The following is a 19,607-nucleotide window of genomic DNA, read 5'->3' as shown; positions in this document are numbered from 1 at the left end:
CACCGCTGCGACCGCCGGGATCAGTTTCGACGCGTGACCCGAACCACCGCATCGCGCAACGTCTTCGAGTGCACACCCGTGCCACCGACCGTTCTGGAACGTTCGAGTGCGGTGTCGATGCGCCACGAGGAGGCGTCGAACAGGGCGGTGATGTCTGTCGCGGTGACAGTGGCCTCGTGCGGTGGCTCGCCGTCGTGTGAGTGATGATGCCCGCGGTCGTGCAGATGGCCGACGATGAGCAACGAACCGCCCGGTGCCACCCATTGCGCAATGTGTCGATAGAAGTCCAACTGCGGAATCGACGGATGCGCGTAGTGGGTCGTCACCAGATCCCATCGGTCGGTCGGGTTCCAGGTCGTGAGGTCGGCTTCGATCCAGGTGACGTCGACCCCCGCTGACCGCGCCTGCTTCGCGGCGGTGTCGAGGGCAGCGGCGGAGATGTCGGCACCGGTGACTCGCCAGCCCTGCTCGGCGAGCCAGATCGCTTCTGCTCCGGCACCACAGCCTGCGTCGAGCGCGGTACCGGGCATCGATCCGGCCGTCTCCTGCACGAGATACGGATTCGCCGCGACGGTGCGGGATGTTCGGTCATCCCAATGGTGCTCCCAGTACTCCTTGTCGAATGCGTGCGTCATGTGCTGAGTCCTCTCCCGGTGGTGTTCCGGGATCAGAGTGACAGCCCGCTCACAGATATGGCAAGTATGTTTGCCGTATCAGCAAGTTGCGCTGAGTCAGAAAGGTGCGTCGGTGATCATTCGATTTCGGCCGGCGCGCTTCGCCTGAAACATCAGTGCGTCAGCTCTGTCGAGTGTGCTGCGAAGACCTTCGTTCGGTCGCTGGAGCGTGTACCCGGCCGAGAACGTCACCCCCGATGACGTGGTGGCGGCGGCAAGAGCCTCGAGTGATCGAAGAGCACCACGACGATCGCAATCGCGCAGAGTGATCACGAATTCCTCTCCGCCCCATCGAGCCAGGAGTCCATCGACGCCGATGCAGCTGCGGGCAGCCGACGCGAAGTCGCGGAGCAACGCGTCGCCGGCGGCGTGGCCGAAGTGGTCGTTGAACTGCTTGAAATGGTCCAGATCGAGAACCGCGACGACTGTGTCGACCGAATCGTCGTCGACGAGGGACACCGCGTAATCCGACCAGCCGCGACGGTTGAGTGCCCCGGTCAGTTGATCCGTTCGGGACGCGAGCAGGATGCCGTCCTCGACCTCTTTCCGTTCGGTGATATCGAGAGCGGCACCGAGCGTCCACTCGGCATCGGACGGACCGGTGAAAGGGACCAGAGTCAGCAGAACCCAGCGAATCTCGTCGTTCGGTAGAACGAACCTCACCTCGACCTTCACGGGTTCGTCCGCGGCCGTCCCGGCGGCCATCAGATCCTCCACGCTGCCGTGGAGCGGGAGGTCGTCCGGGTGAGTGTGCACCGTCGCGGATCGACCGATCAGTTCCGAGGAGGACAAGCCGACGAGTTCGCAGTAGGCCGCATTGACGTCGACGAAGAGCCCATCGGCGTCGGAGAGAGCCTGCGCCACGGGGCTGGAGGCGAACATGCGCCGGTACCAGTGATCCTCCACGACGCAACGACCCGCTTTCTCCCCTTCCCGGATGGGGAGTGTAGTTGAGGTCTGCTCGAGCCCTGTGGCGCATTCGGCTGCCGGCAGCTCCGTCGGGCCGACTCGTGCGGGAACTGTCGCCGGTAAGCGGCAGATTGGCACGAATGTACGACTTTCGGGAACCGTGTGCGCCTGCGCGCCGTCCAAGGGGTTGGGGTGGCCGGCCGACGATGGGGTCTCGATGACGACGAACTGGCGAGAAGTGACGAGCATCGAGTGCCAACAGGATTTCGACGACCTGCTCGACGTCTGTATCGACATCGCCGCCGAACGGATCAGCGAGAACTGGGGACTGCACCCGGTGGCCGTCGTCAACGACCTCTCCGGCGGGCAGCGGGTGCTCGCGCCGCAGCAGCCACTGGGAGACGGGGAGTCGCACGCGGCGATGCACGAGCAACTCGTCCGCGATCTGCGCGCCGTCGCCGATGATCTGCGGTCGTACGCCGTCGTCTCCGACGCCACCGGCGAGGAGGCGTCGGGCACCTATCTCGAGGTCCTGCTCGAACACCGCGAATATGCGATGCGGATACTCGTCCCGTACCTGATGCCCGACGCCACGACCTTCGATCTGGGTCCGACGAAAGCTTCGGTGGGGCAACGACTTCTGTGGCCCTGATCGCTCTGCAAACGCGCGCGCGTTCGCCGAATGCGCGCGATATCGTGCCCGGATCGGTGGCGAATCCGAACGCGTCCGACAAGTGCGCGCGCGTGTGCGAAACCGGGGGCGTCGGCCTCCTCCAGGGGATTGGCACTCTCGCCCGCCGAGTGCCAAAATGGAGGCACATTCTCACTCGAAAGGAGTCCGCAGTGACCGTCACCTCTCCCCACTTCGATATACGTGATTCGGACGACGACATGCCACCGAAGTGGTGGAACCGGCGCATTCGTACCCGTGCGCAGGTGACCGAATATGCCGTCATGTTCGGTGCGATGTCGATCGTCTCGTTCTGGGCCGCCGGGCTCGGCATCGCAGCAGGATTGATTGCCGTCGCCTCTGCTCTGTGGGCCGATCGCAGCCCCGACCTCTCCGGCCCGCGCGCCGATCGCAGTGACACCGCGCTGGCCATCGGAACCGGAATTCTCGGCATCGTCATCGGCGTGGGCTTTGTCGCGATGGTGTTGCCGTATTGGTGATGGAGCGACTTCGTCGCATGTGAGCGGAACTTCGTAGCCCACTACGAATTACCGTTCACGACCGAATCGCCTGCCTCGAGGCCGGTCGACCGCACTGCGGCCGGCCGGTTTCGTCGTTTCGAAGAACATTTCTCATGTATCTGCGACGGAGCGTTGCACCAACCAGTTTTATGTGTGACGCTGTGTTGCGTACACATTGTTCGGACGCAGGCGGAAGGACCACCATGACTGCAGTCGACGACGCACGAACGCTCTACCGAGACAGGCTGCATGCACTGTCGACGGCATCGGTGCACCAGCACTTCGACGCCTTCCTCGACATCCCCTGGGACGAGCCCGAGTACGCGATCGTTCCCGACGATCCGCGCTGGGTGCTCCCGGACGCGGACCCGCTCGGCCACACCGACTGGTACAAGTCGCTTCCCCTGGACCGGCAGATTCACATCGGGATGTACCGCCAGGCCAGCATGGTCAAGGTCGGCCTGCAGTTCGAGCAGATCCTCATCAGCGGCCTCATGCAGTACGCCCTCACGCTGCCCAACGATTCACCCGAATTCCGGTACTCGACGCACGAGGCCACCGAAGAGTGCCACCACACGCAGATGTTCCAGGAACTGGTGAACCGCATCGGCATCGACGTGCCGGGTGGGCCCGCGTGGTTCCGCAAGATCGTGCCCGTGCTGACCCTCTTCGCGAGCCGATCCGCACCGTTCGGATTCTTCGTCGGAGTGCTGGCGGGAGAAGAGCCGATCGACCACATGCAGAAGGGCGTCCTGCGCGCCGGTAGCGTCGGACACCCCTTGGTCCAGCGGGTGATGCAGATTCACATCGCCGAGGAAGCACGACACATCGGCTTCGCCCATCAGTACCTCGAGCACAAGGCCCCGCGGCTCGGACGCTTCGAGAAGGCGTCGATCTCGATCCTCATGCCCGTCATCATGCGACTGCTGTGCGACGTGATCATGAAACCGAGCAAGCAGATGCGACGCGACCTCGCCATCCCCGACGAGGTTGTCGACGCCGTGTGGTGGAACAGCGAACCGTCACGAAAGGCATTGCGCGACACCTTCGGTGACGTCCGAATGCTGGCCGGCGAGCTCGGACTGATGAACCGTGTGTCCCGACGCGTCTGGCGCGCCCTCGGTATCGACGGACGCCCCTCGCGTTACCGCAGCGAGCCGTCGTTCGGCTGACTCTCGTCGAGGACGCTTTCGAGGGGCACCTGCGGGATCGCGATCCCGCGGGATGCCCCCAGGCCCTTGACCTGCAGCCAGATGGTGTCGGCCAGGAACGTCGCGAAATGATCGAGACCGGTGCGATGTTCGGTCTGCCCGCTCCAACTGCGCACCGCACCCATGCAGCCGGAGACGAGGCCCGCAACCCACGGCCGCACCAGCGACCAGTCGTCGGTGGTCAGGTCTGCGTGCACCAGTGACAGGAATGCCGCGACGCTCACTTCCAACTGCTCGGCCAGCAGAGCGTTGGTCTCCTCGAGGGGCGTGGGTGACTCGGCACTGACGTCCTGCTCGACGAATCGCGTCCACGCGGGATGCTCGGCCACCCAGCGCACATAGGTGCTCACCATGCGATGCACCGCGTCGCGAGGAGTGCCGGTCAATGCGAACGACGAGACCAAAGTGGCCGTCAACTCCGAGCAGATGGCGCGCTGAATGGCCGTGTCCAAGTCGGTTCGATCGCGAAAATGCCGGTACAGCCCGGTGCGGTGCACGCCGGCCTCGGCCGAAATCTGAGCGGTGGTGAGCCGCTCACCGGGTGCGATATCGCGCGCCAGAACCGTCATGGCCGCGTCGATGATGTGGCGTCGACGATCGGAGTTGTGCTGTTCCCAACGCCGCTTACGGCCATCGGACTCCGGGCGCTGGCCACCGTCACTCATGCTGCATGCTCTCACGTCCACATCGGGTGAGAACGTCAGTTGCTGCGTTTACGAAGCGCGAACAGCACGCCCGCCGCACCGACAGCGACGACGACCACCGCGACGATCCAGATCGGAAAACCGCTGCTGTCCTCGGGCTCTTCTGCGGCAGTCGGTGTCGTTTCGGTAGGGGCGGGGACTGCGGTGGCTGCGGTTGCCGCCGACGTCGGGGACGCCTGGGTCAGTTGGAACGGAATGCTGCCGGTGATCGGATGCCCGTCCGCGGAGACCACTCGGTAGCCGATGGTGTACTCGCCCGCCGCACCGAGCCCGTCGAGATCGACGGTCACCGTGCTGCCGTCGACGACGGGATCCGATGCCCCCCATTGGGTTCCATCGGCTCCGACGACGGTGACGGTGGCGAAGTTCGACTGCACGGACTGATTGAACGTCAGGGTCACCTCGTCCGGGGCGGCGTCGAGCTCGGAGTTCTCGGCAGGGTTGCTGGACTGCAGAGTTGCGTGCGCAGCTGCCGGGGCGATCGACAGTGCCGTCGCGGTGAGAATGGCGGCGGCAATCACGGCCAGGCGTTTCATCGGGTGCTTTCTTGTTGTGGTGCAGGGTTATTCGTGCGGGGGCTCGCCGGTGACCTTGTGGTCGGCGAAGTTGAGGCCCTCACGCACGAGCCGGGCGAGGTGACCGTCGGCCAGGCGGTAGATGACGTTGCGGCCGTCGCGTCGGGTCTCGACGAGTCCGGTGAATCGAAGCTTGGCCAGATGCTGGCTGACGGCGGTGCGGGAGGTTCCGGTGGCCGTGGTCAAGGCGCTGACGTCGGCAGGGCCGCGGTCGAGTAGCCAGAGGATGTGCAGTCGCGTGGGGTCCGAGAGCATCCGAAAGGTGTCGCTGGCCGTGGCCAGGCGTGCGGAGTCCGGTTCGACGGCATGGTCGAGACTGATGCGCGGTTCCTTCTTCGGTGGCATCGAACGTCGTCTCCCTACGCGGAGGCGACCACCGACACTCGGGAGCGACTCCACAGGCGTGCTGCGGACAGTGCCGCAAGTGTAGCCAAGCCCGTGAGCACCAGCGCCGCGGTGAACAGTCCGAACCGGGCCCCGACCCATCCCGCAATGGGATAGGTGAGCAGAAATGCCGCGTGCGACAACGAGAACTGCGCCGTGAAGATGGACGTTCGGGTGCTCTCGTCGGATTCACGACGCAGAATCCTCGCCGACGGGGTGTTGATCATCGACGTCCCGACGCCCAGCAGCACCCACGTCGCGGCCAGCGCAACCCAGGCGGTCGACCCTCCGTGCAGGGTCGCCACCAGTGTTGCTGCGGCAGTTCCCATCACGGCCGTCGCAGCCCCGGTGAGCATGAGCGTGTGATCGTTCGTAAATCCGAGGGCTCGTGGGATGCACAATGCTGCGACCATCGAGCCGGCGCCGTAGCAGCCGAGAGCGATGGCCAGCTGACTGCTCGATCCGCCGAACAGATCGCGGACGTAGAGAACGGAGTTGACCACCACGAGAGCCGTCGCTGCAGCGACCACCGTGTTCAACGCGAGCAGTCCCTGCAGTTCGGGATTTCTGACGAACGTCGCGATGCCCGAGGTCGATCGTCGGATCTCGGGTGCGAGGTGTCTCGGAAAGTCGGTACCGACCACCATCACCGCGGAGACGACGAACCCCACAGCCGTGCCGACGAACAGCGTGTGGAAGCCGATGACCGTCAACAATGCGGCGGCGATCAATGGGCTGACCAGTGATTCGAGGTCGTAGGCCAGTCGCGAGAGCGTCAACGCGCGGGTGTACTGCTGTGCGTCGGGCACCACGGACGGAATGACGGCCTGGAAGGTGGGAGTGAAGGTGGCCGACGCCGCCTGCAGAACGAAGATCAGCACGTAGACCTGCCACACCTGATCGACGAACGGCAATGCCAGTGCGGTGAGCGCCCTGACGGCGTCGGCGCTGACCAGCACGAGCTTGCGGGGGAGCGTGCCGGTCAGTGACGACACGATCGGAGCGACGAACACGTACGCGATCATCTTGATCGCGAGAGCGGTACCGAGCACGGCTCCCGCGGCACTGCCGGCAATGTCGTAGGCGAGCAGTCCCAGCGCCACCGTCAACAGTCCGGTGCCCAGCAACGCGACGACCTGCGCGGTGAAGAGGCGTCGAAAAGCGATGTTGGCGCGAAGCATGGGTTCAACGTACACACATGTGCGCACTTGCGCACTGATGGGATCGATGTTCGTGTTGCAGGCCGATCGCGATATATTTCGGTACCGTTCAACGGTCGGCGTCACAAGTGAGGTGGTTCATGACCGTTACGCGAAACGCATCGAACGAGGTGATGCGCCGTGCCGTCGATCGGTTGCCGTCGATGATCGGATACTGGGACAGCGCGCTCCGGAATGTGTTCGCCAACAGCGTGTATGCGGATTTCTTCGGAATCGAACCTCAGGACTTGGCCGGCAAGCACATCCGAGATTTGCTCGGTGAGACGCTGTACGAATTGAACCTGCCGTACATCACCGGTGTCCTCGCCGGTGAGCAGCAGCAGTTCGACCGGACCCTCATCGACGTCAACGGTGCTGTGCGCGTTACTCAGGCAACCTACGTGCCCGATATCGTCGACGGTGTCGTCGTCGGGTTCACCGCGTTGGTCGTCGACGTCAGCGCGCGCGCCGAGGTCGAGCGTGAGCGCGATCGCGCGATCCGGCTGTTCCAGAACGTGATGGAGAACGCCCCGATCGGCAAAGCGGTGATGACCCGCGACGGACGATGGCTCCAGGTGAACAGGGCCCTGTGCGAACTGCTCGGCTACACCGCAGAAGAATTGCGACAGAAAACCTTTCGCGACATCACCCATCCCGACGACATTCCCCTCGCCGACGAACACCTCAAAGGATTGGCCGAAGGGACGCTGACGAACGTGGCGTCGGAGAAGCGATACATCCGCAAGGACGGTGCCACGATCTGGGTGCAGCGCAACGTGACCGTGGTGCGCGACGACGAGTCCGGCGACGTGATCATCGCGCAGATCCAGGACATCACCGCACGCAAAGCTGCCGAGGCGTCACTCGAACGCCAGGTGCTGATCGACGACCTCACCTCACTGGCCAATCGCCGACGCCTGATGTCCGAGTTGCATGCGATGAAGGACTCCGCCGACGGTCGTCCGGTGGGAGTGCTCTTCGTCGACGTCGACGCATTCAAGTCCATCAACGACCGATTCGGACACGCGGTGGGGGATCGAGTACTCCAGGCAATCGGCCGTCGCATCCTGGACAACACCCGCTCCGATGACGTCGCCTGCCGTATCGGCGGAGACGAATTCGTCGTCCTCCTGCGCAGCGCCCGCTCACGCAACGGTGTCGAATGCCTCGCCGACCGAGTTCGCGGACTCCTCGCCGGCCCCTACGACATCGACGGCACCGACATCCCGGTCTCGGTGAGCGTCGGATGGAGCTGGGAGCCGGCCGCCGACCCGGACCAACTGCTACGAATGGCAGACGAGCGAATGTACTTGTCCAAGCGCGCCTGAGATCCGGATCGATCTGGGTTTCGGCCGGTCGGAGTGCAACAGAGTCGCATTGATTCGACTCCAAGGGTTCTAAGCGATGACGACCTCGACGCCCTTACTCTCGAAGGCGTCGATCTGGGCCCGAGATGCCTCGGAATCGGTGATGAGTGTGGTGCCCGGCGGGATGGGAGCCCAGGCGTGGAAGGGCTTCTGGCCGAGTTTGGCCGAGTGCGCCAGAATGTAGGTCTTCACTGCCCGCTCCATCATCAGTTCCTTGAGCTGGGTCTGCTCGTAACCCGCCTCGCAGATACCGAAATCGGCGGTCACCGCATCGGCTCCGAGGAACGCTCGGTCGAACGAGACTCGCCGCAGCGATGCCTCGGCCAGTGGACCGACGAACCCCTGACTCACGTGCCGCAAGGTTCCGCCGATGCACTCCACATGCACCTCGTCCGCGTCGACCAGTGCTTCGAGAGCGGTCAACCCCGCGGCGATGACGGTCAGATCGACCGCGGTGCGCAGAAACTCCGCCATCGCGCCGACCGTGGTGCCGGCGTCCAACAGAACCGTCTCACCGGGCTCGATGTACTCAGCCGCCTTGGCCGCGATGAGCCGCTTGGCGTCGTACCCCTCGAGGGATCGCTGTTTCACCGACGCCTCGTGGCGGCCGCCGATGGCGATGGCACCGCCGTAGGTGCGGGCCAGCAGTCCTTGCTTGGTGAGGTGGTCGAGATCGCGTCGGATGGTCGAGGCCGTCACCTTGAACAACGCCGACAACTCCTCGACGCTGGTCAGACCGCCCGACTTCGCCAGCCGCACGATCTCACCGCGTCGGGCCTCCGATACTCGCAACACCCACCCCTGTCAGCTCAGTAGCGCTGGGCTGGTGGCCAATTCGGCCGCCTGCCGCAGAGCTTCGATCATGCTACCGGCCTCGGCAATGCCCTTGCCGGCAATGTCGAATGCGGTGCCGTGATCGACGGACGTGCGAATCACCGGCAGGCCGACCGTGATGTTGACTCCCGCCTCGATCCCGAGCACCTTGACCGGTCCGTGCCCCTGGTCGTGGTACATGGCCACGATGAGGTCGTAGTCGCCACGACCGGCCAGGAAGAAGGCGGTGTCGGCGGGCAGGGGACCGACCGCGTCGATGCCCTCGGCCTTCAACTTCTCGACGGCCGGGACGATCTTGAGGTCCTCCTCGCCGTAGCCGAACAAGCCGTTCTCGCCCGCATGCGGATTGATCCCGCAGACACCGATTTTCGGTTGGGCGGTGCCGGAGCGAACCAACGCCTCGTGTCCGCGACGAATGGTGCGCTCGACCAGCCCCGGTTCGATCTTGGCCACCGCGTCGAGCAATCCGATGTGGGTGGTGACGTGAATGACCTTGAGCTTGGGCGTCGAGAGCATCATCGACACCTCCTCGGTGCCGGTCAGGTGCGCCAACAGTTCGGTGTGACCCGGGAAGATGTGCCCGGCAGCGTGCAGCGCCTCCTTGTTCAGCGGCGCGGTGCAGATCGCCTGAACCTCGCCGCGCACCGCGAGTTCGCTTGCGACACGGATGTAATGGAAGGCCGCATCACCCGCGGCTGCGGACAACTCGCCCCACTGGAGGTCCGCGGGGAGGAGATCGAGGTCGATGACGTTGATCCGACCCGGTGTGAACTCGGCGTCCTCGACACGCTGCACGGAGACGATCTCCACGTCGGTGCCGAGCACCTGCGCCGCCAGTCGTAGACGCGACGCGTCGCCGATCACTACGGGCCTGCACCGCTCGAGAGTGGCAGGGTCGATCATGGCGGGCACGATCACCTCGGGACCGATTCCGGCGCCGTCGCCCATGGTTACCGCGATGTAGGGCTGAAGTGTTGTGGTCATGCCAATGCCTCACTGTGAGAGAACGAGTGTGTGCTGTCGACGCCGCGCAGGTACGCGGTCATCGCGACGAGACTGTCCGGTCCGCCGAAGCTGCCGGGCCGTGTGGCGACGTATCCGCCTGCAGCCGTGCGGGACACGACTGCTCCGTGATGGATCTCGGCGATCGGATGAAGAGTGTTCACGCCCAGTGCGTCGAGAACGCGGCGAGCGGTTTCGCCGCCGGTGAGAACGAGTCCCACGGTTCGATCGCGGATGGCTCGGGCGACCAGATCGGCCAGCGCGGCCGAGATCTCGCTCGACCGAGCGGGATCGACCGGACCGGCCACCGTCAGGAGGGCAGTGCCGGCGTCGACGGCGTTGCGCACCGGAGTGGGATCGGTGCCGGCCAATAGGTGGTCGACGTGAATCCGGACGTGCGTCGCGCCGGAGCGCTCCAGTTCCGATACCTGCTGTACCGCAACGGCTTCTGCAGTTCCGACCACGACGAGAGTGGGGACGGGGTTGATCGGCGCAGCACCGGGAGTGCGTGGCTGCAGTGTTCTGGCCACCGCCGCGGCGAGCGCCGAGGTGCCCACCAGGCGGATGCCCGGTACCTGCGCCGACAGCCCAACGATGTCGTCGAGGTCTGCGTCCGAACGCACGTCGAACACTGCCACAGCACCGGAATCGACTGCAGCACCGAGCCCGTCGATTCCGTCTGCGAGTGCGACGGGCCTCGTGGGGACGTGCCCGAACAGGTCGGCTATCGAGGCAGGGGCATCGACCGTCTCGAGCGCCCACCGACCGCTCTCGTTCAGGGGCACCCCGTCGATGTACGGAACTCCGTGCTCGACGGTTCGGCCGAGGGCAGGAAGCCCGGCGGCGAAGACGACCGGTCCGGTGGCGAGGAGGCTCTCCACTTCGGCAGCGATGTTGCCCCGCAACATCGAATCGATCTTCTTGATCACCCGAACATGAGTCGGAAGAGTGCGCACCGAGGTCAGGACTCGGTCGGCGGCCTCGGCACCGGACATGACTCGGGTGCCGAGATCGACCACTCGGACGTCGCTCTCGCCGTGAACGTCGCCGATGTCGATACCGAGGGAGACGTCACGATCAAGAAACACTGCCGCAGTTTCGGCTGCTCCCGACAGGTCGTCGGCCAGTATCAGGATGTGGGGGCGCTGCGCGTTGCTCATCGTGCCTCACCCCTTCGCATCTGCGCTATGTGCGCATATGACGGTAACATTATTGCGTGTTTCGCGCACTGTTGTCATAAAGATGTTCCGCCGCACTGGACGATGGTCTGGCCGGTGATGCTGCGCGCGTGCGGTGACAGCAGGAAGGCGACGGTCTCGGCAATCTCGTCGGGATCGATGAGGTGACCCAGAGGTGGAGTGATCGGCGGAGTGGCGACCCGCCCCGGATCGCGGAGCATCGGAGTGTCGGTGGGTCCGGGGGCGACGACGTTGACGGTGATGCCGCGGCTCACCAACTCCATCGCCCACGACCGAGCCATGCCGACCAACGCGGATTTCGTGGCGACATACTGACTCTTTCCGGCCACCCCGGTCATGGTTCTGCTTCCGATCAGCACCACCCGGCCACCGTCGTGCAGACGGGCGGCCAATCCATCGACCAGAACCTCGGCGGCGGCGACGTGTACCCGCCACATCTGCTCACTGTGCGCAGGATCGAGATCCCCGAGCCGGCCCGACCGCTGCACGCCCGCGGCGTGGACGATCGAATACGGATCCGGCAAGTCGTCGATCAGATCGGAGACGGCCCGGGTGTCCGCGAGATCGACACCGATCCAGCGGTTCGGTCCGCCGTCCTCGAAGCCCTGCGCGGGACGGGTCCGACTCAGCCCGGTGACGTGCCACCCACGGCCGGACAGCGTCCGAGCGATCGATGCCCCGATCCCGCTGCTGACTCCGGTGACGATGACCTCTTGCGTCGAACTCATACGCTGCCGGCCCGGTCCGATTCGAGCTGAACGTACTTGATCGCCTGACGAAAGTAGGTGTACGCGATGTGAAGCCGACCATCGGAGTCCTCCACGATGGACGGGTACGAGAACTCGCGGTTGGAGCCGTCACGAGAATTGTTGGTGAGGCAGTAACCGTCGCCGACATCGAGATCTCGACGGACAGGCCACGTCACCCCGCCGTCGGACGAGATGGCCAGAGTCATCGGCGCTCTCGGAGCTCCCCAGAACGCGGCGCGAGCATCACCGTCGTCGAGGGGAGACTCGGCCTCCTCGGTGCCGTCGGCCAAACCGTCGTCGTCGATCTCGTCGTACAGCGAGACGCGTCGTGCGGTGGCATCGAGCGCAGACGCATGGTTGTAGACCAGTGCCAGCGTCCCGTCTGCCCGGGAGACAACCTGAACCGACGAGTTGTTGTTCGGCAGTTCCGTGGGAACCGGGGCGCTCCATGAGTCGCCGTCGTCGGTGGAGACGCTGCGGTAGATGTGATCCGCCCACCGGCTCCGATACAGCGCGACGAGCGAACCATCCTTCTGCACAACGATGTTCATGTGAACGCAGCCGACACTGTCCGGAACGACCGCCTCACGCCACGTCGTGCCGTCGTCGTCCGAGACCATGGCACCGCTGTAGTCCCGATCGCCGACCCATTTGCGCCCGTCGATCTTGACGCAGTGGAACACCGGCAGCAGTAGCCGTCCCGACTCGAGCCGAATCACGGGTTGGCGAACGAAGATTCCGCCGGCGTCGGTCTCGGGAAGCAACACGTGCGCCTCGCCCCAGCTCAGGCCGCCGTCGGGGGAGATGCGACGCAGTACCCGTGCGGTGTCCTGGTTGCCGGCGTGCTGCGAGGTCCACAGTAACCACACCTCACCCGAATCACGCACGAACAGAACAGGATTCTGCTCCGACCGCGTCGGATCGTCGGACAGTTGAACGGGGGTGCTCCACTGACGCTCTCCGGCCTCGAGCCGGGAGAACCACACGCTGATGTCCGGAACACCCTCCTGCGTGCCGGCGAACCAGACGCACGCCAGCGCGCCGTCGGGCAGGATCGCCAGGTTGGCGGCGTGATTCTGCACCTGAGGTGCCGGAAGGAACGCGTCGGACCGTCCGGGCTCGGAGGTCTCGCGCACAGCGCCGTCGGCGAGGAGATCGCCCGGGGTGAGGAAGCTGGTGTTGCTCATGTTCTACCTTCTGTTCTCGCTCAGGAGTTGAGCGTGACCGCAGCCATGTCGTAGGAGTTGGTGGGACGCAGAGCAATTCCATCGATGCGATTGCGACGGGCGATGACGGTCTTGGGGACGAAGGACCACAGGCAGGGCCAGGTGTCCCAGATCTGACGCTGGGCCTGGGCGAGTGTCTCGTTGCGAGTGGTGTCGTCGGCATCCTCCGAGGCCTTGGCGATGAGGGCGGTGATCTCGGGAAAGATGTACCCGTGGTAGGTGTCTCGGGTCTCTTCCTTGGCGGCGGTACCTGCGTACATGCCCTGCATGATCGTCACGGCCAGCCCGGTGGGACTGGGGTAGCCGTTGCCCAGGATGTCCCAGTCGCCCGCCTTGCCCTGACGCCACGTCGAGATGTCACCGCCCGGCTCGAACTGTTGCAACGTCGCACGAACACCCACGGCGGAGAGCATTTGCAGAACCGACTCCATGATGTCGGTGTCGGCGGCGAATTCGCCCGTCTCCCAGATGATCTTGACTTCGAGATCACGGACGCCGAGAGCGTCGAGCTCCTGCCTGGCTCGCTGCGGATCGTAGACGTACTCGCCCGTCTCGATGGCCCCGGTCAGGATGCCCGGTACGACGCCGCGTGACGGGGTCGCCGCCCCCTGCATCACCTGGTCGATCAGTGCGTTGCCGTTGATCGCGTAGCTCAGTGCTTTTCGGACGCGAGCATCGGCCAGGGGATGGCCTGCCGGTTTACGGAAGTTGTAGAACAGCTGGTTGAGCCGAACGCCGTCGGTGCGCTCGACGGTGACCCCGGCCAGACCCGCGAGCTGATCGGCCGCGTCCGGAGTGATGGCATCGATGACGTCGACCTCGCCGCTGCGCAGGGAGACGACACGGTTGGACTCGTCGGGAACGAACCGGACGCTGACCGACTCGACCGATGCCGCGGTGCCCCAATAGTTCGGGTTTCGCGCGAGCGAGTAGTTGCCGGTGCCGCGATCGGCCTGGGTCACCACGAACGGGCCTGTGCCCACGCCGTCCTGCAGATCCTCGGGAACGTTGTTCTCCGCGGGCGTGATCAGGATGTTCGACATCAGGTAGTCGAGCACCGGAATGGGCCGTTCGGTGTCGAGGGTGAACGTCGAGTCGTCGATCTTGCCGACCGTGGGCCACTCGGGAAAGAACGTCCCGACGAACGAGCCCGTGACCTGGCTGTACATGCGCAGGGCGGTGTCGACGTCCTCGACTCGGACGGGCCTGCCGTCGGAGTAGGTGATGCCCGGACGTAGATGGACCAGCCACTGCGTCGGCGCGACGAGTTCGAAGCTGTCGGCCAGAACGAGCTGGACCTTCAGCGACGGAGTGATGGTGGTCAGCGCCTCGCGGACGGAGCGTTGCACGGTCAGAGCCGCGTCGAACTGGAGGAGCTTGTTGTCCAGGCTCACCATCGATCGATTCATCGCGAGGCTGACGGTGTTCGGCCCGGGCTTGCCGGTGGGCGTCGCGCATGCCGACATCGCGCCGCCGAGGGTCAGACCCGCGCCGAGGATCAAACTCGAACGGAACAGCGTTCGCCGTGAAAAACGCTGGTTGACAAAGCTTTCGGTCATCATTGACCTCTCGTGACTGACACATCGAAATGTGGATGTCGGTTCGGGTCTCGAAGACCGCCGTCGACGAAAGTGATCGTGGACACAGGGCGACTGTACTACGAAATGCTTGAAGTGCGCAGAAAAATATTGAAGGTTGCGCAAACCGCGCATTAGTGCAATTGTGAGCTGAGTTACAACGAGGCAGTGTTATCGAAAGGTCGACGATGACCCAGGCAATACCAGTAGCGCAGGTGGGGCGATGACCCAGCTCACCGCAAGTCCACCCAGCGTGCCCGCGGCCACGTCCGCCACGAACTCCGTGCTGCCCGCGTTCCTCACCGCGCCGATGGCTCGGTACGTGGTGCGTCGACTCGGGCAGAGCGTGCTCACCATCTTCCTGACGCTCACCACGGTGTTCGTGTTGATCCGAATGGCCCCCGGCGACCCGGCCTACTCCATGGCGGGGCCACTGGCCACCACCGAGGATCTGGCGCAGATCCGCACCAACCTGGGCCTCGACCAGTCGATCTTCACCCAGTACGCGCTGTACCTGAAAGGCCTGTTCACCCTCGACCTCGGTACCTCGTACTCCTTCCAGGCACCCGCGCTCGACGTCGTCCTGCAGCGCATTCCGTACACGATCACCCTGGCCTTCGCGGCCATCCTGCTGACCACCGTGGTGTCCATTCCGCTGGGCATCTGGATGGCCCGTCGCGCCGACACCCGCCGCGAACTGGGCGCGAACGTCGTCACCATCGCCGGCCAGTCGATGCCGGACTTCTGGACCGGCTTGATGCTGCTCACCTTCTTCGCCGTACTGGTTCCGGTACTCCCCGCAGCCGGTTTCACCAGTTGGTCGTCCTTGATCCTGCCCGCAGTCACCGTCGCCATCCTGCAGATCGCACTGATCTCCCGAATGGTGCGACGCGAGATGGTCAGCGCGTACGCCTCGCCCTACGTCACCGTCGCCCGCTCCCGCGGCGTCACCGAGCGAGAGATCACCTGGCGCTACGCCCTGCGCAACTCCTCGATTCCGGTGGTGACCGCCCTCGGCACGCGCTTCGCGTCCATGCTCAACGGCGTCGTCGTGGTCGAAGTGGTCTTCGCCTGGCCCGGTGTCGGCTCGTTGGTGGTGCGCGCCCTCGAAACCCGCGACTACCCGTTGATCCAAGCAACGGTTCTGGTCACCGCAGTGCTCGCCGTCCTCGTGCAGTTGGCCGTCGACCTCTGTTATCCACTCCTCGATCCCCGCGTTCGTCTCGGGAAGGCAGCAAGCTGATGACAGTCGTCGACAAGCCCTCGGACACAGCACGTCCCAGCGCCGTCACCACCAAGGATTTCGCCTCGGCCGGTGCCACGCGCAGGAGACGAGACAGCCGCGTCAAGATCTGGATCGGCAGCGTGTGCGCGATGGCAGTCATCCTCCCGGTGGCCTTCGCTCGCGTCCTACCGCTGGCCTCACCCGACGCGACCGACCTCGCCCAACGGCGACTCGCACCGTTGACCGACGGCCACCTCTTCGGAACCGATCAGCTCGGTCGCGACCTGCTGGCGCGAGTGCTCTACGGCGGGCAGGTCTCGCTCACCGTCGGAATCCTCGCGGTCCTCGTCTCCGGCTTGATCGGGCTCACCCTCGGATCGCTCGCCGGCTTCTTCGGCGGCTGGGTCGACGCCGTCGTCTCCCGTCTCCTCGAAGCGCAGCTGTCCCTGCCGCTGTTGATGATGTTGCTCCTCGTCGTGGCATTGTTCGGCCCGTCCATCCCGGTCATCACCTTCGTGATCGCCATCGCGCAGTGGCCCGAGATCGCCCGTCTGACACGATCACTCGTCCTCGTCGAACGCGAGAAGCCGTACATCGCAGCCGCACGAGTGCTCGGACTCGGACGCATCGCGATCCTGCTCCGCCACGTGGTCCCCAACATCATCAAGCAGGCATCGCTGGTCGTCCTGCTGCTCCTCGCCCAGGCCGTACTGCTCGAGAGTGCACTGAGCTACCTCGGTGCCGGACCGCAACGCCCGTTCGCCACCTGGGGACGAATCATCTCCGACGGCCAGGACTACATCACCACCTCGTGGTGGCTCGTCACCCTCCCCGGACTGGTCATCGTGCTGCTCGTCGTCGGAGTCAACCTGCTCGGCGACGGCCTTCGAGATCGACCCGCCGGATCGAGCCTGCTGCGGATGTTCTCTCGCTCGAACAAGAAAGGGCGTGCTTGAGAGATGGGCAATCTACTGAAGGTCGACGAACTGCAGATCGAGTTGGTCACCGACAAGGGCCTCATCCGGGCCGTCGACGGCGTCTCGTTCTGCATCGAGGCCGGTGAGACCGTCACCATCATCGGCGAATCCGGATCGGGCAAGTCCACGACTGCCATGGGCATCCTGGGCCTGCTGCCCACCGATCTCGCCGTGCTCTCCGGATCCGTGACCTTCAAGGACACGGAGATACTCGGAAAAGACAAGGAGCTGTGCGGTATTCGAGGCAAGCACATTGCACTCATACCTCAGGATCCGATGACGGCACTGAGCCCGGTACACACCATCGGTAGCCAGTTGCGCGAAGCCGTCCGGCACAGCGGCGTCGCCGGCCGCACTGCGCAGACCACGCGATGCATCGAACTGCTCGAGCAGGTCCGCATTCCCGACCCCGCCGGCCAGCTGAACAAGTACCCACACCAACTCTCCGGCGGCATGCTCCAACGCGTCCTGATCGCCGGCGCTCTCGCGGCCGGTCCCGAACTGATCGTCGCAGACGAGCCGACCAGCGCTCTCGACGTCACCGTGCAGGCCAGCATCCTCGACCTCCTGCTGGAACTGCAGGAACGCACCGGAATCGGACTGCTCGTGATCACCCACGACCTCGGCGTCGCACGCTTGATGTCCGATCGCATCTACGTGATGAAGAGCGGCGTGTTCGTCGAGAACGGCGGAGCCGAGGAACTCGTCAATGCTCCGCAGAATCCGTACACCAAGAATCTGCTCGACGCGATCCCACAACTGGGACCGTGGAACGAAACAGCCGAGAAGGTCGAGGCCACGGTATGAGCGCACCACTTCTGTCGGTCGAGAACCTCGTCGTCGAATACCCGGTTGCCACCGGCACATTCCGTGCCGTCGACACGGTGAGCTTCTCGGTGGACAAGGGCAGCACCATCGCCATCGTCGGTGAATCCGGATGCGGCAAATCCACCATCGCGAAATCCATCGTGCGACTGCTCACCCCCACGTCGGGACGTATCGTCGTCGACGGCACCGACATCGCGCACCTGTCCGAGAAAGCACTGCGGCCCTTTCGCTCTCGGGTGCAGATGGTGTTCCAGGATCCGTACGGATCGCTCGACCCGCACCTGACGGCCGTCGATATCGTCGGTGAACCGCTGCGGCTCAAAGATGTTCGCAGCAAATCCGAGCGAGCGAAGAAGGCCGCCGAACTCATCGACCGAGTCGGATTGCCGACAACTGCCCTCGGGCGTCGGCCGGCAGAATTCTCCGGTGGTCAACGCCAACGGATCGGAATCGCCCGTGCGCTCGCGTCGGGTCCGGAAATCCTGGTGTGCGACGAGGCCACGAGCGCACTGGACGTTTCGGTCCAAGCGCAGGTGCTCGAGTTGCTGCGTGAGATCCAACAGCAGACCGGTTTGACCTACGTCTTCATCTCGCACAATCTCGGGGTCGTCCGCGAGATCAGCGAGACGGTCATCGTGATGTCCAAGGGTCGCGTCGTCGAAGGCGGCGATACCGAGGAGGTTCTCGCGCGACCCAAGGAGCCGTACACCCGAGCGCTGCGCGCAGCGGCTCTCGACCCCGCAGCCATGACAGGAATCAAACCGCGACATGTCGTGTCACGGCTCACGAAAACACCGGCAGGAGTTCCCGCATGACCTCGCTCGATATCTCACCCCTCGTCCTCGGGACCATGACGTTCGGTGACACCGTCGACGAATCCGGTGCCGCCAAGATGCTCGACGCAGCGCTGGACGCCGGGGTCACTCACATCGATACCGCCAACGGCTACGCGGGCGGAGAATCCGAACGGATCTTGGCCACCTTGCTCGCCACGCGCCGCGACCGGGTGACCCTGGCGACCAAAGCCGGTATGCCCCATCCCGACGCCGGAGACAACAGTCCACTGTCTCCGAAAGGCCTGCGGCTCAGTGTCGATGCCAGCCTCGCGCGGTTGAACACCGATTACGTCGACCTGTTCTACCTGCACCAGCCCGATCGTGCGACGCCTCTGGTCGAGACTCTCACCGCGGTGGCGGAGCTGGTGTCGGAAGGCAAGATCAGGGCACTCGGCGTCTCGAACTTCGCGGCGTGGCAGATCGGTGACGTCAACCGAGTGGCCGACGAGGTCGGTGCTCCCCGGCCGATCGTCGCGCAGCAGCTCTACAACCTGCTCGCCCGCCGGATCGAGGAGGAATACGTCGAGTTCGCGGCCGTCACAGGGTTGACCACCATGGTCTACAACCCGCTCGGCGGCGGACTGCTCACCGGAAAGCATTCTGCGGCAAACGAACCCACCGATGGCCGGTTCGGCGACTCGCGCCTGGCTGCGATGTATCGCGAACGGTACTGGAACACAGCAATATTCGACGCCATCACGCAGCTCGGTATCGTTGCCGACGATGCGGGGATACCGCTCACCGAGCTGGCACTACGATGGTTGGTATCCAAGCCCGCGACCGGACCGGTGCTCCTGGGCGGATCCAAGGTCGAGCACCTCGAATCGAACATCGCAGCCCTCGGACGCGGGCCGCTCGACGTGGATGTCGTCGCTGCGTGCGACGAGGTCGGCGCAGCGCTCCGTGGCCCGATGCCGAACTACAACCGCTGAAGGATTTT

Annotated in this window: 21 protein-coding genes; 9 read left to right on the top strand and 12 right to left on the bottom strand. The window is 64.7% G+C overall.

Features of this window, described 5'->3' with window-relative positions:
• Positions 1 to 20 precede the first annotated feature (20 nt).
• Together CH296_RS06790 and CH296_RS06785 are read right to left on the bottom strand one after the other, a co-directional pair.
• Positions 21 to 635, bottom strand: coding sequence for a bifunctional 2-polyprenyl-6-hydroxyphenol methylase/3-demethylubiquinol 3-O-methyltransferase UbiG (locus CH296_RS06790; protein WP_094684318.1), 615 nt, complete (start codon positions 633 to 635; stop codon positions 21 to 23).
• 96 nt (positions 636 to 731) lie between these two features.
• Complete coding sequence (locus CH296_RS06785; protein WP_256980356.1) at positions 732 to 1,832, bottom strand: sensor domain-containing diguanylate cyclase; 1,101 nt, start codon at positions 1,830 to 1,832, stop codon at positions 732 to 734.
• Here CH296_RS06785 and CH296_RS06780 point away from each other — a divergent pair.
• The 3 genes from CH296_RS06780 to CH296_RS06770 all read left to right on the top strand — a co-directional run bounded on the left by CH296_RS06780 (position 1,801) and on the right by CH296_RS06770 (position 3,946).
• Positions 1,801 to 2,235 (top strand): hypothetical protein, encoded by a 435-nt coding sequence (locus CH296_RS06780; RefSeq protein ID WP_094684348.1) that lies wholly within the window; start codon positions 1,801 to 1,803, stop codon positions 2,233 to 2,235. The two genes, CH296_RS06785 and CH296_RS06780, sit on opposite strands and share 32 nt — an antisense overlap.
• A 191-nt stretch (positions 2,236 to 2,426) precedes the next feature.
• The gene (locus CH296_RS28550) at positions 2,427 to 2,753 is read left to right on the top strand and encodes a hypothetical protein (protein ID WP_143546331.1); all 327 of its coding nucleotides are present in this window, start codon (positions 2,427 to 2,429) and stop codon (positions 2,751 to 2,753) included.
• Positions 2,754 to 2,977: 224 nt separating this feature from the next.
• A complete protein-coding gene (locus tag CH296_RS06770; protein WP_032396180.1) occupies positions 2,978 to 3,946 on the top strand; it encodes a diiron oxygenase in 969 nt (322 codons plus the stop codon).
• On the opposite strand, the gene CH296_RS06765 is transcribed toward CH296_RS06770, so the two are convergent.
• Genes CH296_RS06765 through CH296_RS06750 form a run of 4 tightly spaced genes read right to left on the bottom strand, consistent with a single transcriptional unit; the run spans position 3,919 to position 6,829 of the window.
• Entirely contained in the window at positions 3,919 to 4,650 is a 732-nt protein-coding gene (locus CH296_RS06765) for a TetR/AcrR family transcriptional regulator (RefSeq protein ID WP_094645938.1), read from the bottom strand. The two genes, CH296_RS06770 and CH296_RS06765, sit on opposite strands and share 28 nt — an antisense overlap.
• 35 nt (positions 4,651 to 4,685) lie before the next feature.
• Positions 4,686 to 5,225: a copper resistance CopC family protein gene (locus CH296_RS06760; protein WP_094684315.1), complete on the bottom strand. Its 540-nt coding sequence runs from the start codon at positions 5,223 to 5,225 to the stop codon at positions 4,686 to 4,688.
• Positions 5,226 to 5,252: 27 nt separating this feature from the next.
• Positions 5,253 to 5,609 (bottom strand): metalloregulator ArsR/SmtB family transcription factor, encoded by a 357-nt coding sequence (locus tag CH296_RS06755; protein WP_032396178.1) that lies wholly within the window; start codon positions 5,607 to 5,609, stop codon positions 5,253 to 5,255.
• Between the two features lie 14 nt (positions 5,610 to 5,623).
• Positions 5,624 to 6,829, bottom strand: coding sequence for an MFS transporter (locus tag CH296_RS06750; protein ID WP_094684347.1), 1,206 nt, complete (start codon positions 6,827 to 6,829; stop codon positions 5,624 to 5,626).
• Positions 6,830 to 6,948: 119 nt separating this feature from the next.
• Here CH296_RS06750 and CH296_RS06745 point away from each other — a divergent pair, with 119 nt between their 5' ends.
• On the top strand, positions 6,949 to 8,175 hold the full coding sequence (locus CH296_RS06745) for a GGDEF domain-containing protein (protein WP_143546330.1): 1,227 nt from the start codon (positions 6,949 to 6,951) through the stop codon (positions 8,173 to 8,175).
• Positions 8,176 to 8,244: 69 nt separating this feature from the next.
• On the opposite strand, the gene CH296_RS06740 is transcribed toward CH296_RS06745, so the two are convergent.
• The 6 genes from CH296_RS06740 to CH296_RS06715 form a co-directional block, all read right to left on the bottom strand.
• Positions 8,245 to 9,009, bottom strand: coding sequence for a DeoR/GlpR family DNA-binding transcription regulator (locus CH296_RS06740; RefSeq protein ID WP_032396176.1), 765 nt, complete (start codon positions 9,007 to 9,009; stop codon positions 8,245 to 8,247).
• A gap of 9 nt (positions 9,010 to 9,018) precedes the next feature.
• A complete protein-coding gene (gene pdxA / locus CH296_RS29480) occupies positions 9,019 to 10,032 on the bottom strand; it encodes a 4-hydroxythreonine-4-phosphate dehydrogenase PdxA (protein ID WP_032396175.1) in 1,014 nt (337 codons plus the stop codon).
• On the bottom strand, positions 10,029 to 11,210 hold the full coding sequence (locus CH296_RS29475) for a four-carbon acid sugar kinase family protein (protein ID WP_094684313.1): 1,182 nt from the start codon (positions 11,208 to 11,210) through the stop codon (positions 10,029 to 10,031). The genes pdxA and CH296_RS29475 overlap by 4 nt, the downstream gene beginning before the upstream one ends.
• A gap of 74 nt (positions 11,211 to 11,284) precedes the next feature.
• Positions 11,285 to 11,977 carry an SDR family NAD(P)-dependent oxidoreductase gene (locus CH296_RS06725; RefSeq protein ID WP_094684312.1) on the bottom strand — a complete coding sequence of 231 codons (693 nt, stop codon included), beginning with the start codon at positions 11,975 to 11,977 and terminating at the stop codon, positions 11,285 to 11,287.
• A complete protein-coding gene (locus CH296_RS06720) occupies positions 11,974 to 13,185 on the bottom strand; it encodes an exo-alpha-sialidase (protein WP_094684311.1) in 1,212 nt (403 codons plus the stop codon). The genes CH296_RS06725 and CH296_RS06720 overlap by 4 nt, the downstream gene beginning before the upstream one ends.
• Before the next feature lie 20 nt (positions 13,186 to 13,205).
• Positions 13,206 to 14,783 (bottom strand): ABC transporter substrate-binding protein, encoded by a 1,578-nt coding sequence (locus tag CH296_RS06715; RefSeq protein ID WP_094684346.1) that lies wholly within the window; start codon positions 14,781 to 14,783, stop codon positions 13,206 to 13,208.
• A 328-nt stretch (positions 14,784 to 15,111) separates the two neighbouring features.
• Between CH296_RS06715 and CH296_RS06710 the strand changes: the two genes are divergently transcribed.
• The 5 genes from CH296_RS06710 to CH296_RS06690 are packed head-to-tail and all read left to right on the top strand — an operon-like array spanning position 15,112 to position 19,599.
• Positions 15,112 to 16,044: an ABC transporter permease gene (locus CH296_RS06710; RefSeq protein ID WP_032396405.1), complete on the top strand. Its 933-nt coding sequence runs from the start codon at positions 15,112 to 15,114 to the stop codon at positions 16,042 to 16,044.
• A complete protein-coding gene (locus CH296_RS06705) occupies positions 16,044 to 16,982 on the top strand; it encodes an ABC transporter permease (RefSeq protein ID WP_094684310.1) in 939 nt (312 codons plus the stop codon). The genes CH296_RS06710 and CH296_RS06705 overlap by 1 nt, the downstream gene beginning before the upstream one ends.
• A gap of 3 nt (positions 16,983 to 16,985) precedes the next feature.
• Positions 16,986 to 17,810, top strand: a complete 825-nt coding sequence (locus CH296_RS06700; protein WP_094684309.1) for an ABC transporter ATP-binding protein — start codon at positions 16,986 to 16,988, stop codon at positions 17,808 to 17,810.
• Positions 17,807 to 18,646: an ATP-binding cassette domain-containing protein gene (locus tag CH296_RS06695; protein WP_094684308.1), complete on the top strand. Its 840-nt coding sequence runs from the start codon at positions 17,807 to 17,809 to the stop codon at positions 18,644 to 18,646. Before CH296_RS06700 ends, CH296_RS06695 begins: the two co-directional genes overlap by 4 nt.
• The gene (locus CH296_RS06690; protein ID WP_094684307.1) at positions 18,643 to 19,599 is read left to right on the top strand and encodes an aldo/keto reductase; all 957 of its coding nucleotides are present in this window, start codon (positions 18,643 to 18,645) and stop codon (positions 19,597 to 19,599) included. The genes CH296_RS06695 and CH296_RS06690 overlap by 4 nt, the downstream gene beginning before the upstream one ends.
• Positions 19,600 to 19,607: the final 8 nt, after the last annotated feature.

The organism is Rhodococcus sp. 14-2496-1d (assembly GCF_002259365.1).
Taxonomy (GTDB): Bacteria; Actinomycetota; Actinomycetes; order Mycobacteriales; family Mycobacteriaceae; genus Rhodococcoides.
This window is presented reverse-complemented; position numbering and strand designations above follow the sequence as displayed.

What these genes read in the sequence shown, in the direction of transcription:
- CH296_RS06745 (WP_143546330.1), top strand. Translation starts at nt 6,949, where the DNA reads ATGACCGTTACGCGAAACGCATCGAACGAGGTGATGCGCCGTGCCGTC.
- CH296_RS29475 (WP_094684313.1), bottom strand. Translation starts at nt 11,210, where the DNA reads ATGAGCAACGCGCAGCGCCCCCACATCCTGATACTGGCCGACGACCTG.
- CH296_RS06715 (WP_094684346.1), bottom strand. Translation starts at nt 14,783, where the DNA reads ATGACCGAAAGCTTTGTCAACCAGCGTTTTTCACGGCGAACGCTGTTC.
- CH296_RS06785 (WP_256980356.1), bottom strand. Translation starts at nt 1,832, where the DNA reads ATGCTCGTCACTTCTCGCCAGTTCGTCGTCATCGAGACCCCATCGTCG.
- CH296_RS06780 (WP_094684348.1), top strand. Translation starts at nt 1,801, where the DNA reads ATGACGACGAACTGGCGAGAAGTGACGAGCATCGAGTGCCAACAGGAT.
- CH296_RS06755 (WP_032396178.1), bottom strand. Translation starts at nt 5,609, where the DNA reads ATGCCACCGAAGAAGGAACCGCGCATCAGTCTCGACCATGCCGTCGAA.
- pdxA (WP_032396175.1), bottom strand. Translation starts at nt 10,032, where the DNA reads ATGACCACAACACTTCAGCCCTACATCGCGGTAACCATGGGCGACGGC.
- CH296_RS06690 (WP_094684307.1), top strand. Translation starts at nt 18,643, where the DNA reads ATGACCTCGCTCGATATCTCACCCCTCGTCCTCGGGACCATGACGTTC.
- CH296_RS06790 (WP_094684318.1), bottom strand. Translation starts at nt 635, where the DNA reads ATGACGCACGCATTCGACAAGGAGTACTGGGAGCACCATTGGGATGAC.
- CH296_RS06710 (WP_032396405.1), top strand. Translation starts at nt 15,112, where the DNA reads ATGGCTCGGTACGTGGTGCGTCGACTCGGGCAGAGCGTGCTCACCATC.
- CH296_RS06770 (WP_032396180.1), top strand. Translation starts at nt 2,978, where the DNA reads ATGACTGCAGTCGACGACGCACGAACGCTCTACCGAGACAGGCTGCAT.
- CH296_RS06705 (WP_094684310.1), top strand. Translation starts at nt 16,044, where the DNA reads ATGACAGTCGTCGACAAGCCCTCGGACACAGCACGTCCCAGCGCCGTC.
- CH296_RS06765 (WP_094645938.1), bottom strand. Translation starts at nt 4,650, where the DNA reads ATGAGTGACGGTGGCCAGCGCCCGGAGTCCGATGGCCGTAAGCGGCGT.
- CH296_RS06760 (WP_094684315.1), bottom strand. Translation starts at nt 5,225, where the DNA reads ATGAAACGCCTGGCCGTGATTGCCGCCGCCATTCTCACCGCGACGGCA.
- CH296_RS06700 (WP_094684309.1), top strand. Translation starts at nt 16,986, where the DNA reads ATGGGCAATCTACTGAAGGTCGACGAACTGCAGATCGAGTTGGTCACC.
- CH296_RS06695 (WP_094684308.1), top strand. Translation starts at nt 17,807, where the DNA reads ATGAGCGCACCACTTCTGTCGGTCGAGAACCTCGTCGTCGAATACCCG.
- CH296_RS06720 (WP_094684311.1), bottom strand. Translation starts at nt 13,185, where the DNA reads ATGAGCAACACCAGCTTCCTCACCCCGGGCGATCTCCTCGCCGACGGC.
- CH296_RS06725 (WP_094684312.1), bottom strand. Translation starts at nt 11,977, where the DNA reads ATGAGTTCGACGCAAGAGGTCATCGTCACCGGAGTCAGCAGCGGGATC.
- CH296_RS06750 (WP_094684347.1), bottom strand. Translation starts at nt 6,829, where the DNA reads ATGCTTCGCGCCAACATCGCTTTTCGACGCCTCTTCACCGCGCAGGTC.